Annotated in this window: 9 protein-coding genes and 1 pseudogene; 2 read left to right on the top strand and 8 right to left on the bottom strand. The window is 57.4% G+C overall.

The genetic code is table 11. From position 1 onward, the window contains the following. The 3 genes and pseudogenes from EDC27_RS15725 to EDC27_RS15715 form a co-directional block, all read right to left on the bottom strand. Window positions 1-539: pseudogene (locus EDC27_RS15725) on the bottom strand (anaerobic carbon-monoxide dehydrogenase catalytic subunit); the annotation flags it as partial. Between the two features lie 309 nt (window positions 540-848). Continuing rightward, a complete protein-coding gene (locus EDC27_RS15720; RefSeq protein WP_123291581.1) occupies window positions 849-1,949 on the bottom strand; it encodes a two-component system sensor histidine kinase NtrB in 1,101 nt (366 codons plus the stop codon). Beyond that, the gene (locus EDC27_RS15715) at window positions 1,936-3,342 is read right to left on the bottom strand and encodes a sigma-54-dependent transcriptional regulator (RefSeq protein WP_123291580.1); all 1,407 of its coding nucleotides are present in this window, start codon (window positions 3,340-3,342) and stop codon (window positions 1,936-1,938) included. Before EDC27_RS15715 ends, EDC27_RS15720 begins: the two co-directional genes overlap by 14 nt. A gap of 116 nt (window positions 3,343-3,458) precedes the next feature. Between EDC27_RS15715 and EDC27_RS15710 the strand changes: the two genes are divergently transcribed. After that, window positions 3,459-3,674, top strand: coding sequence for a hypothetical protein (locus tag EDC27_RS15710; protein ID WP_123291579.1), 216 nt, complete (start codon window positions 3,459-3,461; stop codon window positions 3,672-3,674). A gap of 926 nt (window positions 3,675-4,600) precedes the next feature. On the opposite strand, the gene EDC27_RS15700 is transcribed toward EDC27_RS15710, so the two are convergent. After that, complete coding sequence (locus EDC27_RS15700; protein WP_123291577.1) at window positions 4,601-4,939, bottom strand: DUF5320 domain-containing protein; 339 nt, start codon at window positions 4,937-4,939, stop codon at window positions 4,601-4,603. A 208-nt stretch (window positions 4,940-5,147) separates the two neighbouring features. After that, window positions 5,148-5,762, bottom strand: a complete 615-nt coding sequence (gene lexA / locus EDC27_RS15695) for a transcriptional repressor LexA (RefSeq protein ID WP_170161873.1) — start codon at window positions 5,760-5,762, stop codon at window positions 5,148-5,150. Between the two features lie 251 nt (window positions 5,763-6,013). On the opposite strand from lexA, the gene EDC27_RS15690 reads away from it, so the two are divergent. Then, window positions 6,014-6,925, top strand: coding sequence for a YheT family hydrolase (locus tag EDC27_RS15690; RefSeq protein WP_245994648.1), 912 nt, complete (start codon window positions 6,014-6,016; stop codon window positions 6,923-6,925). Here EDC27_RS15690 and lpdA read toward each other — a convergent pair. From lpdA to EDC27_RS15675, 3 genes are read right to left on the bottom strand one after another with little or no spacing between them, the layout of a single operon-like run. Continuing rightward, window positions 6,910-8,328 carry a dihydrolipoyl dehydrogenase gene (gene lpdA / locus EDC27_RS15685; protein ID WP_123291574.1) on the bottom strand — a complete coding sequence of 473 codons (1,419 nt, stop codon included), beginning with the start codon at window positions 8,326-8,328 and terminating at the stop codon, window positions 6,910-6,912. The two genes, EDC27_RS15690 and lpdA, sit on opposite strands and share 16 nt — an antisense overlap. A 27-nt stretch (window positions 8,329-8,355) precedes the next feature. Further along, entirely contained in the window at window positions 8,356-9,762 is a 1,407-nt protein-coding gene (gene odhB, locus EDC27_RS15680) for a 2-oxoglutarate dehydrogenase complex dihydrolipoyllysine-residue succinyltransferase (RefSeq protein ID WP_123291573.1), read from the bottom strand. Between the two features lie 21 nt (window positions 9,763-9,783). Then, window positions 9,784-12,519 (bottom strand): 2-oxoglutarate dehydrogenase E1 component, encoded by a 2,736-nt coding sequence (locus tag EDC27_RS15675; protein ID WP_123291572.1) that lies wholly within the window; start codon window positions 12,517-12,519, stop codon window positions 9,784-9,786. Window positions 12,520-12,526 lie beyond the last annotated feature (7 nt).

Below are 12,526 nucleotides of genomic sequence, written 5' to 3'. Positions count from 1 at the left end.
GTCTTCTCCGGCACCCGGCTCACAAAAGGAATCTCACCCTCCACCTGCGTGTAGGTCCGCTCCAACTCCTCATAAAGATCCTTCGCAATCTCCATGGTCTCGCGGCCTTCCACCTCAATCCCCACGCTTTGAGCCACGCTGCGAAGCTTCTCCTCGTCCTTGATCTTGTAGTCCGTAATCTTCCCGTTCACCACCTCCCGAAACACATCCAGCATCGTCATCCCATGGTCCGTATGCGACGCACAACCCGACGCCACCATCCGCGCAAAATTCCTCGCCGCTATGGTGTCAATGGTCGCCCCGCACACCCCAACCTTCGAATATGGATCCTTCGGATTCAACCGACACGGCCCCATGGCGCAATGCTTACAACACGCCGAATCCGCCCCTATGGGACACGCCTTCATCTCCGCCGCCCGCTGAAACGCCGTCTCCACCCCATCCGACGCCGCCTTCTGCAGCATCTGTATGGTCGCCTCACACGTGGAAAAATCACGAAAATTGTACGCCTTCTGCTTCTTTTCCTTGACTTCGGCCATGGTCGTCCTCCCTTTTTTGATTGGCCGAGACCCCTGTCTTCATCGGCCATTCTTGTCATCTCTTCGCCGCATGAAAAGGCACGGCATGCATTCTCGACGGCGCATGGCTTTAAGGCAAATTGCATACCAGATTTTCACCCGGCCTGCCCGCCGAATCCTGCGCGGCCTCGGGCCCATGGCCATCGCCACTTTTTCAGGAAACGGTCTTGTCAAAAAACCTTCGAGTTTTCCCCGCCTCGGGTTGCCTTTTCCGGTCGGGGTATTCCATCGTGGAATGATTGGTGGGGGGTGCTTTCCACATTGGAAGGATCAGCGGGGGAGAAGAATGCGAAAGGTGGTGTGCACATGGGGCAAACTGCTCACGGTGATTCGGCCCCCGTGGGCTTCGACGATGTCCTTGCAGATGGCCAGACCCAATCCCGTCCCCGCAGCGCGACGCGTAAAAAACGGCTTGAAAATGTGGGGCATGTCGCCGGAGGCGATACCCGGGCCGTTGTCTCGAACCAGGATTTCCAGACCTTCAGGAATGGGCTTAGCTTCGAAAAGCAGCTCCCCCGAACCGCCGAGGGACTGCAGGGCGTTTTGGCCAAGGTTGATCAAGACTTCTTTCATGAGGTCCGCGTCCATGGGAAAAAGATCCCTGTGCAGCGCCGCTTCCACACGAATGCGAACCCGGCCGGTCAAAGAAGTGTCGGCGGCGAGTAGCGCTGCCACATCGTGCAAAAGCCGACCGACGTCGGTGGGTTTCTTTCCCGGCAGGCGCCCCTTGGCGTATTGCAGGAACTCGGCGAGTTTTCGTTCGAGCCGAGCAGTTTCTTTTTTGATCAAATCCAGAATCATGACCCTGCGGGAAGGATCCACGGGCTCTTTTTCCAAAAGCTTTACCCCTGTGAGAATGGCTCCGAGCGGGGTGCGGAGTTCATGGGCCAGTCCGGCTGCGATTTCTCCTAGAAGCGATAATCTTTCGCTTCGAAAAAGTCTTTGAGCTTGCTCCTGCACTTTGGCTTCCAACGATTTGGAATGCTCCTGAAGCGCCTTTTCCAGGTCTTTGCGCTCCGTGATGTCGCGCATGATATGCAGCCTGAAGATACTCCCGTCAGGCCCGTGCACCGGCGATACCGACACTTCGTAGATGCGACCCGTCGTCGGCGAGGTCCATTCCCGGCGACGTTCCGGTTCAAAGGAACTCATGCCATGTTGGCATTCGTCGCACGTGTCCCGGTCGTGCCCAAAAAATTCATGACACAGAGCCCCTTCACCATCCCCCATATGGCGCCGCAAAGACCAGTTCATGAACCGAATGCGATAATCGCGGTCCACCACATAGATTTGGTCTTCCATGCTGTTCAGTACAGCGAGAAGTGTCTCGGGGGTCAGACTGTGAAGACCCCGTTGTTCAAGAGGCTTCATGGCCGTATTTCTTCAGCTTTCTCCAAAGGGTGTTGGTGCCGATGCCGAGCACGGCGGCGGCTTTGGTCCTGTTGTTGCCGCATCGCTGAAGGACCGCCAAAATGTGGCGCCGCTCCATTTCGGCCAAGGAAAGTTCCTGAAAACTTTCTGGTTCTTTCATCTCTTTCGGTGAACAGGCGGCTTGAGGCCTCGGCACAGCCGGTGTCACACCCATCGAGGATTCCACAGGCTCCAAGAGAAGATCCCCGGCATCGATGCGATCTGCCCTGGAAAAGATCATCACGCGCTCCAGCGTGTTTTCCAATTCGCGCACATTGCCCGGCCACGCATGGTCGAGGAGGCGCCGGCAAGCCTGATCGGTGAGCTCTGGGACTTTGCGCCCCATGCGACGACTCAACCTTTCCAATATGGAATGAGCCAGGGGCAGGATGTCTTCGCGGCGCTCGCGCAGGGGAGGCAAGACAATGGGGACAACCTTGATGCGGTAATAAAGATCCTGCCGAAAACGGCCTTCCTGAACCAGGCGGGCCACGTCTTGGTTGCTTGCGGCGATGATGCGCACATCGACAGGAGTTTCCTTCACCGAGCCTACGCGGCGGACGGTTCCTTCCTGAAGGGTTCGCAGTAGCTTCACCTGAAAGGCCGGAGAAACCTCTCCCACTTCGTCCAGAAAGAGAGTGCCGCCGTCGGCCGCCTCAAAAAGCCCTTTCTTGGGCTGGTGGGCTCCGGTGAAAGCCCCGCGCACATGCCCGAAGAGTTCCGTTTCCAAAAGGGTTTCCGGCAGGGCTCCGCAATTGATGCCCACAAAAGGCCCTACTGCGCGTCGACTGCGCTGATGAATCCACTTGGCCATAAGCTCTTTGCCGGTGCCGCTTTCCCCCTCGATGAGCACGGGGGCGTCGCTGGCGGCCACGTCATCCAGCCGTTCCATGACGGCCTTCATGGCTGGACTTTCCGCCACAATGCGGTTCAGCCCCGCTTCCTCCGTGAAGCGGCGCGTGAGGTGATCCACCTGCCGGCGCAACCGCTGCCGCTCCAGGGCTTTTCTGAGAACGCGAACCAGCGCTTCCGGATCCACTGGCTTGGTCAAGTAGTCATAAGCGCCGCGTTTCATGGCTTCCACGGCGCTTTCCACCGACCCGTAGCCCGTGATGACCACCGTTTCCGCTTCCGGCCTCAGTTCCCGCACATCGGCCAACACATCGAGGCCACTGGCATCCCCCAGTCGCAGGTCTGTCACCACGGCATCGAAGGCCTCCTCACGCAAAGCCCGCCGCGCCTCGAAACGGCTCGACGCCACCACCACCGCAAAGCCCTCCTGTTCCAGATAGAGGCTCTGGGTCAACCGCAAAGAGGCGTCGTCTTCCACAAAAAGAACTTTGGGCGCACGCATGGACGAATCACCACGCTTTGAAGTGGACAAACGTTCGGCGCCAAGGCCTTGTTTCCATGTTTTTAACGTGTCACTGTGGTTTTGAAAAGCCAACAAACAACACAAAGGAGCGCACAGTGGACAAAAACTCGGAAGTTTCCGCGCCCCAAGCCAAGATTCCCGCTTCGGAACTAGCGAGCACAGCAGGCCATGCCGTTTGTCCTCGCTGCGCAGGCACGGGCCTCATCTGCGGCGTCGAACCCGTCATTGGCCCCGGGGCGTGCTGCGCCGATTACGCTAACGCCGTGTGTCCCCAGTGCGGCGGATCCGGAAAGAACCCTGACCGCGAATGAGAATCTTCCCTTTCCGGATCACATTCCATGGCGCCTTGAAGCAAATTCTCGAAAAGATTCATTAACTTCCGTATGTTCTGACCCTGCATACGGAAGACAAGATTGGTCTATCGTTCTGGAGGGTGAAGAAGATGGTATGTGGCGTTTGCGGAAAAGAAGGTGCCCGTGTTCCACACGGTCGCCTGCAATGGCAGCACGGGTCAAGATTTACTCATTATCCAGAATAGTTACCTTTTTCGATGTCCGCCTTGAGGCGAGAGCTACCGCACCGCAGACACAGGGCATCCCATCGAGCTTATGGCACTTCAGCGACAAGCCGCTGCGACCAAGCGGCGAGTCGATGTGACTCAGTATGTTAAGATTCTGTTTTGTTGAAACGTGCAAGACCATCGCTGCGGCTGCAGGTACGGCTCACCGCTCCTGTTCGGAGGCGTCGATTCAGATGCAGCAAGGTCCATTGGAGGTCGAACAAAGCAAAGCGAAAGACCAACTCAGAGGCACTCAAAAGCGCCGCCGCTCTCAAACAGAAAACCAAGCTCCGGCCCATGGCCGACACCCTGCGCGGCTCGAAGGATGCGGATAAACGAAGACTTGATGCTTTCATCTTTCCTGGGAGATGTTCGACGCCGTTGAAGACCAGCACGCAAGCCCAACGCGTAAAAAAACCCAAGGCGCTCATCGCCAAAATTTCGCCGACAAGATCGTCGGCACGTCTAGAGTCTGGCGACTTCGAGTGGCAAACCTTACCTTCGGCACGGAGGACGGGCAGGCACAGAGGCCTGCCCCGTCGAAGAGATCCTTGTGGTGTTCAAGAGCGCGACGCTGAAGGAAATAAGTGAGCAGGAAGATGGACACGCTGTGAAGGAAAAAGACTCCCCGAATCATCGGGTCGACCTAGCGTTGAGCATGACAAACCTGGGTTGACATTACGCCTGGCCTTCCTGTTCCAAAGACGCCATGGTTTTTCGAACCTGTTCCAAGGCGTGTTCCAAAGACGCCGCTTCATTTTTGAGCCACTGAAGCTCTTCCTCGCGGCTCAGTGGGCGAGCGCCAAACCAGCCCCATCCAAGACCCAGTGGACCTCGCCACAACGCACCCCAAGGGCCCCAACCGCAACGCATTCCTCGAGCTCGGCCGCCACGGCCGAAGCCCCATCCATAGGCCGCAGTCCTCGGCCCCGCTCCCGCCGGCCCAGCGCACCAGCCCAAGCCTCGACCCGTTCGCGGACCCATGCCCCACGGTCCTGTTCTGTCTAATCCTGGCATCGCATGTCCTCCTTTAGACTCAAGCTTCAAAAACCAAAGCCCGATCAAGCGGCTTCGTCCCATTCCCTAAAGCAGGCTGCGTGCCAGGTCAAAAAAACCTCGGTGCCATGCGTCGTGACGAAGATTTTTTGGAGTGCCGAGAACGGATCACCCTAGCAGTTTGGGTGCATCGGGTTTCCAACGACGATCAGCATCGGTGCAGGATGCCTCATAGGCCCAACCGATGCCGATAGTGTCGGACCAAGCCAACCACAACGCCGAGAATGGAGACGCTGTCCGCGGGCACCATCAAAGAAGCCATAGCTCTGTTGGCCGGCCGAAGCTCCACCATCGTATCGTGCAGGAAAAACCGCTTGACCGTCGCTTCCCCGTCTACCAAGGCCACGACCGTCTGCCCGTTTTCGGCGGTTGGCTGCTTCTTGACGATGAGAATGTCGCCTTCCCGAATCCCTTCATCGATCATGGAATCGCCTCGAACCCTCAGAGCGAAATGTTCTCCGCCGGCCAAAAGGCTTTCGGGCACCTCCACCGTCTCCGGCACTTCCACCGCTTCAATGGGAGTACCCGCGGCCACCACGCCCAAAAAAGGAACGGACCTTCCGCCGCTGCGAAGTTCCACGAGTTCCAGAGCGCGCTTTCGGTTTTTCCCAAGGCTTCGCACATAGCCTCGCTCTTCCAATTGCTTCACGTGCTTGTAGACGGCATTCAAGGACCGAAACCCCAAGTGTTTTCGAATTTCCTCGTACGACGGCGCATGGCCGTGCAGGATCATGTAGGCTTGCAGAAAATCGTAGACGCGTTTTTGTGCCGCCGTCAGTTTCATGAAAAACCTCCTGTTCAAAAAAAGCGTTTTTTCCGAAAGCATAGAGTGAAAGTAAGGTGAAAGTCAAGGCGCCGCTCACCTTGGAGACTCACCGTACTTAAGCCCCTTGTTTACGAGGGCGCCACGGTGTATGAAAACGCCTCATACTAATCCGGCCAACCGCTTGCGTTTCGCTTATCCTCGGAGGGGAACCGATGGTGCTTCCGTGCTGCTATTGTGCGCCGCGCTTTTTAAGGAATCCTCATCTGCAAATGATCGTAGCAAACCAAGTGCGCTTTGTGCCCGGTGTCGTCTACAGGCGCGAAAGGCTGGAAACATCTGACGGCGATTTCCTCGATCTGGACTGGTCTCGCGTCGGCTCTTCCTCTGTTTGTATTTTATGCCATGGCCTGGAAGGGCACTCGCGCCGGCCCTATGTGTTGGGCATGGCCCGAGCGCTCAATAGAGCAGGTTGGGACGTGTGCGCCCTCAATTATCGAGGATGCAGCGGAGAACCCAATCGAAAACCTTTTTTTTATCATAGCGGATTTACGCAGGATTTAGATGAGGTTGTGAAACATGTTTTGGAACGGCCATGCTATGACGCCGTGGTGCTGGTGGGGTTCAGTTTGGGAGGAAACTTGATTTTAAAATATCTCGGAGAGAGCGCTCGCCGTGTCCCACCGCAGCTTCGAGCGGCGGCTGTCTTTTCCGTGCCGTGCCATTTGGCTGCATCGGCCAAAGCCATCTCACGGCCCTCCAACCGCATCTATCTCAAACGATTTCTCAAAAGGCTTCGCAAAAAGATTGAAGCCAAGGAAGACCTTTTTCCGGAAACACTGAACACGAGGGGCTATGAGCGCATCGTCACCTTTGAAGATTTCGACAACCGATACACGGCTCCTTTGCACGGATTTCGAGACGCCCAAGACTATTATGCCAAGGCTAGCTCCAAACCATTCTTGAATTCCATCACCGTGCCCACGCTGATCGTGAACGCTTTGGACGATCCTTTTCTCAGTCCGGAATGCTTTCCGTACCAGGAAGCTTATCGCAACCCTTATCTGTTCTTGGAAACACCACGTCATGGAAGCCACGTGGGTTTCTACGACTTTTCCCCTGACGGCTTCATCTGGTCCGAAAGACGCACCGTCGCCTTTTTCAGAGATCAATCCTTGCCATAGATGGCGCAGGCCGTGGCCACTCGCGCCGCTTCCTGAAGCGCTTCGGAAAACGTGGGGTGTCCGTGCATGATGCGGCCCACATGGGCGGCCGTAACCCCGCATTCCATGGCAAGCACCGCCTCGGCGATCATGTCCGACGCTCGAGGGCCGATGATGTGAACTCCCAAAATGCGGCCGGAGGCCGCGTGCGAAAGCACCTTGACGAACCCCTCGGTTTCCCCCATGCATCGGGCGCGGCCTGCCCCGGTGAAGGGATAAGTCCCCACACAGTAAGGCACGTTTTGAGCTCGCAGTTCTTCTTCCGTTTTGCCCACCGCGGCCACTTCTGGCCATGTGTAAATGATGGCGGGAACCGCATCATAGTTCACTTCGCTGTCCATGCCGGCCATGCCTTCTACGCACGCAATGGCTTCCGCGGACGCCTTGTGGGCCAGAGCAGGGCCGGCGATGAGATCCCCGATGGCATAAATGCCGGGGACGCTGGTCTGATACCGCGCATTCACCAAAACATGCCCTGTTTTGTCATGCATGGCGATCCCCACGGCCTCCAGACCCAAGCCTCGCGTGCGGGGCCGACGGCCCACGGCGACTAAAAGGCGGTCAAAGACGAGCCGTTCTTCCCCTTCCTTGGTCTGCACGCGCACGACCACTTCCCCCTGTTCCACCGAAGCTTTCAGCACGCGGCTTTCCAAAAGGAATCGAAAACCGCGCCGTCGCAAGAAGCGTTCCAAGGATCGAGACACTTGGGCATCCAAAAGCGTCGCAATGCGGGGAAGCATTTCCATGACGGTAACGTGCGATCCCAAGCGGTTCCACACCGATCCCAATTCCAGCCCGATGTAGCCTCCGCCGATGATGCCAAGCCTTTGGGGCACCTCGGCAAACGCCAACGCCTCGGTGGAGGACACAATCCACTGGCCGTCATAGGTCACCTGGGGCACGGCCACAGGTTCACTGCCTGTGGCCAAAATCACCGAACGGGCTCTCAGTTCCACCGGGTCTTTGGAAGAATCCGCAAGGTCCACCACCACGCGGCCGGGTCCCGTCAGCCGTCCTGTTCCGTGAATGACCGACACATGATGGCGTTCCAAAAGCTTGCGCACGTTTTCCGTGAGCTCGTGCACCACTTTGTCTTTTCTCGCCATCATGGCCGCCAGATCAAGGCTCAGCCCCTCAAACCCGATGCCGTGTTCGGCAAACCTTTGACGAGCCAGATCATAGAACTCGCTGGAATCCAAAAGCGCTTTGCTGGGAATACAGCCCACATTCAAACAGACGCCGCCCAGGCGTTCGTCCTTTTCCACGCAGACCGTCTTCATGCCCAATTGGGCTGCGCGCACGCAGGCCACGTAGCCCCCCGGCCCTGAACCGAGGACACACAGGTCGAATTGATTTTCCGCCATCTCGGACTCCCCTTTCACCCCTCAGACTCAAATGCCCACGAGCAGCCGCTCTGGCTCTTCGATCCCTTCCTTGACCCTTCGTAGAAAGGTCACCGCTTCACGGCCGTCAATAAGGCGATGGTCGTAGCTCAAAGCCACATACATCATGGGTCGAATGACCACCTGGCCGTTCAGGGCGATGGGCCGATCTTCGATCTTGTGCAACCCCAGAATGGCGCTCTGAGGAGGATTCAGAATGGGCGTGCTCAGTAGGGATCCGTAGATACCGCCGTTGCTGATGGTAAAGGTTCCCCCTTCAAGATCGCGCAACTGCAGTCGATTCGCTTGAATTTTCTGAACAAAATCATCGATGGCCTTTTCAATATCCGCAAAGCTCAAACGATCCGCGTACCGAATGACGGGCACCACCAACCCACGTTGCGCGCCCACCGCAATGCCCATGTGCACATGGCGGTGGTACACGATGTCTTCCCCGTCGATAAAGGCGTTGACCTCTGGAATTTCTTTAAGGGCCTGCACACAGGCCTTGACGAAAAAGCTCATGAACCCCAGCGACACGCCGTACTTCTTTTTGAACGCCTCCTTGTATCGGCGCCGAAACTCCACCACGCGGCTCATATCCACTTCATTGAAGGTGGTGAGCATGGCCGTGGTCTGTTTGGCCTGGAGAAGCCTTTGCGCAATGCGCTTGCGAATGGGGCTCATGGGCTTGCGCGTCTCTTCGCCGTTCTCCTGAACACCGGCCTGAGGCGGCACATCACGTCCATCCTTGATGAGGGATGGCACTGGAGACTCTTTCTTTTCAAGGATTGTGGGCGGCGATTCCTTGCCCGGAACGCCGGTGGAGGCGAAAAAAGACGGGGTAACGAAACGCCCTTGGGATTCCAAAAACAGGAAGAGGTCGCCTCGAGTGATTCTTCCGCCCGGCCCTGTCCCTGAAACCTGGGTGAGATCCACGCCCATTTGGGACGCCAGTCTGGATACGGAGGGGAAAACATCGTCCGAGGGCAAAGAAGCCTCGGCCTGTTCCTGCCGAAGCGTCGACAAAACCGCCGCGGCTTTTTGAACCTCTGGGGCGGGCGCCGCTGCCACGGGTTCATGGTCCTGGGCGGGTTCGCGTGCAGGCGGCGTTGGCGCGAATGGGGCCTCGGCGGGTTCAGGTGCCGTCTTTACCGTTTCCGCCGGCTGGATGGTCTCAGCTTCCGCACGAAGGCGACCCACCACGGTTCCCACGGTGACCGTTTGTCCGGCAGGCACCAGAATTTCCACCACGCCGTCCGCGTCCGCAGGTACTTCCAAGGTTACCTTGTCCGTTTCCAGAACAAAAAGTACCGTGCCCTTGCCGACTCGCTCACCCGGCTTGACAAACCATTCCGCCAGAACGGCCTCACGAACGGATTCTCCCACTTCCGGAATGACAATATCGAGATCCATGACCGACTCCATCTTTGGAGTTTAAGAGTCCTGAAAAGCCTCTGCCACAAGCCTTTCTTGTTCTTCCTTGTGGCGGCGATGAAATCCCGTGGCGGGACTCGCCGATGCCGGCCGTCCCGCATAGGTGGGCTTTTCTCCCAGCAACTTGTGCAGCAGCGGACACACGAAAGACCATGCCCCCATGTTTTGCGGCTCTTCCTGCGCCCAGACCCAACGCCGCACGGAACCGTACGCACCCAACAAAGCGCTCAGCTTTTCTTCAGGAAATGGATAGATTTCCTCCAGGCGCAGAAGCACCACGTCGTCGCGTTGCGCCTTTTCGCGAAACGCCGCCAGGTCATAGTAGACCTTGCCCGTACACAGGATGCCATAGGTGGGCAAAGGGGGCGCGTGCGGATCATCCAAGACCGATTCAAAACGGCCGCCCACGAAGTCGCTGAGAGGCGAGACGGCTTGAGGATGCCGAAGGAGGCTTTTCGGGGTCATGACCACCAGGGGTTTCTTGTGAGGATGAAGCGCTTGGCGGCGCACAAGATGAAAGAACTGGGCTGGCGTAGTGGGTTGACAGACCCGCACATTGTTCTGGGCACTCAGTTGCAGGTACCGTTCCAATCGAGCGCTGGAATGTTCCGGCCCCATGCCTTCATATCCGTGAGGAAGGAGCAGGACCAGGCCACTGGAGACGTTCCACTTGGCTTCCGCAGCGCAGACGTACTGATCGATGATGGTTTGGGCATTGTTGGCAAAATCCCCGAACTGCGCTTCCCAGAGCACCAGCGTGGACGGATCCCTCAAGGAATAACCGTATTCGAAACCCAACACGGCGTATTCGGACAAGCTGCTGTTGACCACCACGAAGGGCGCCTGGGTCGCCGCCAGGTGATTGAGGGGCACATAGGTCTCTTCGCTCTGGACATCATAGAGAATCGCGTGTCGATGACTAAAGGTGCCGCGGCCACAATCCTGACCGCTCAAGCGCACTGGATGGCCTTCCAGAAGTAGGGATCCCAGAGCCAGAAGTTCTCCGGTGGACCAGTCCAGATCTTTTCCCGATTCCACTTTTTCCCGCCGCTTATCAAGGATTTTTTCCAGCTTGGGATTGACATGAAAACCGGCGGGGTAAGTGTGGGTCGCTCGAGCAATGGCCAGAAGGCGTTCGGCGGAAACGGCCGTCGGGACGCCTTCCGCGTAAGATTTTTCTTTTGTCGCTGCCCTTTTCCACGCTTCCAGTCCAAAGTCCTCAGCCAGCACACAGCCGGTGGCTCGGGCTTCCTTGAGAGCATTTTCCAGGCCGGCCAGGGTGTTTTTTTCCAATTCCTCAATTTGATCCGCCGAGACCACCTTCGCTTCTTGCAGCCGCGCCGCGTAGAGCTCATTGACGGGAGGGCGTCGGCGAATTCTTTCCACCATGGTCGGCTGGGTGTAATAGGGTTCATCTCCTTCGTTATGCCCATATCGGCGATAGCAGACCACGTCGATGACCACGTCCTTGCCGTATCGGTACCGGTAATCACAGGCCAATTGCATCACGTGCACCGCCGCTTCCGGGTCTTCTCCGTGCACGTGAAAAACGGGGGCCGGAAGCATTTTGGCCACATCGGTGGCATAGCGCGTCGATCGCGCTTCCTGCGGCACGGTGGTGAAGCCAATCTGGTTGTTGATCACGAGGTGAAGGGTGCCTCCGGTGCGGTACCCGGCCAACTGGGATAGATTCAGGGTTTCATAGACCACGCCTTGGCCGGCAAAGGCCGCGTCGCCGTGAATAAGCACCGGCAAAACCCGGTCTGTGCCGCGATGGTCCAAAGCGTCTTGCAGGGCTCTGGCCAAGCCTTCCACCACGGGGTTCACGGATTCAAGATGGCTCGGGTTGGGAAGGAGAAGCGTTCGCACCTTTTTGAGGCCGTCTTCGGAGACGCTCACCCAGCCCGTAAACCCTTTATGATATTTGACGTCACCACTGCCTGTTTCCGATTCCGTATCGCAGCTTTCTTCAAATTCCGAAAAAACCGCGGCAGGGCTTTTCCCCAGGACGTTCACCTGCACGTTGAGCCGGCCTCGATGCGCCATTCCCAAAACCAAAGTCTCACAGCCCTGCACGGCCGCATGGCGAATGAGGCCGTCCAGCATGGGCACTACGGTCTCGGCTCCCTCCAGGGAAAACCTCTTCTGGCCCAAATACGTCTTGTGCAAGAATTGCTCAAAGCGGTTGGCTTGCCAGAGCTTTTTTAAAATGTGAAGGCGTTCTTCCGTGGAAAATGGCGGATGATTGCGGGTCGATTCCATGCGTTCCTGCAACCAGCGCCTCTCTTCCGCATCCGTGAGGTGCATGAATTCCACACCCACCGAGCCGGCATAGGTTTCCTTCATCAAGGCCACCACATCCCGCAGAAGGGCCTTGTCCCAGAAAGCAATTTCCGGAGTGAAAAACACGCGGTCCAGGTCCGCTGCTTCCAGCCCACAGGCTTCGAGAGTGAGCAAGGGATGCTCCAGAGCGCAGGGTTCCAAGGGATCCACGCAGGACAGCAGGTGGCCCAGTTCGCGATAACGCCGAATGAGCTCCGCCACGCGAATGTGACGATGGATATCTTCGGGACCGGCCACCGCTTCGACCGACGGCGCGACTTCCGAAGCCACCCCCAAGGAAAAACCTTCAAAAAACCATCGCCAATCCTCAGGAACGCTCTGAGGATTGGCGTGCCATCGATGATACTGTTCTTCGATGTAGGTCGCGTTGGAGGCCAAAGAAAGGTCTTTCATGAACGGC

The sequence above is a fragment of the Desulfosoma caldarium genome, assembly GCF_003751385.1.
Classification (GTDB): domain Bacteria; phylum Desulfobacterota; class Syntrophobacteria; order Syntrophobacterales; family DSM-9756; genus Desulfosoma; species Desulfosoma caldarium.
This window is presented reverse-complemented; position numbering and strand designations above follow the sequence as displayed.

Excerpts from the sequence above, each read along its gene's own strand:
- EDC27_RS15690 (WP_245994648.1), top strand. The coding sequence starts at position 6,014 with ATGATCGTAGCAAACCAAGTGCGCTTTGTGCCCGGTGTCGTCTACAGG.
- EDC27_RS15675 (WP_123291572.1), bottom strand. The coding sequence starts at position 12,519 with ATGAAAGACCTTTCTTTGGCCTCCAACGCGACCTACATCGAAGAACAG.
- lexA (WP_170161873.1), bottom strand. The coding sequence starts at position 5,762 with ATGAAACTGACGGCGGCACAAAAACGCGTCTACGATTTTCTGCAAGCC.
- EDC27_RS15700 (WP_123291577.1), bottom strand. The coding sequence starts at position 4,939 with ATGCCAGGATTAGACAGAACAGGACCGTGGGGCATGGGTCCGCGAACG.
- lpdA (WP_123291574.1), bottom strand. The coding sequence starts at position 8,328 with ATGGCGGAAAATCAATTCGACCTGTGTGTCCTCGGTTCAGGGCCGGGG.
- odhB (WP_123291573.1), bottom strand. The coding sequence starts at position 9,762 with ATGGATCTCGATATTGTCATTCCGGAAGTGGGAGAATCCGTTCGTGAG.
- EDC27_RS15715 (WP_123291580.1), bottom strand. The coding sequence starts at position 3,342 with ATGCGTGCGCCCAAAGTTCTTTTTGTGGAAGACGACGCCTCTTTGCGG.
- EDC27_RS15720 (WP_123291581.1), bottom strand. The coding sequence starts at position 1,949 with ATGAAGCCTCTTGAACAACGGGGTCTTCACAGTCTGACCCCCGAGACA.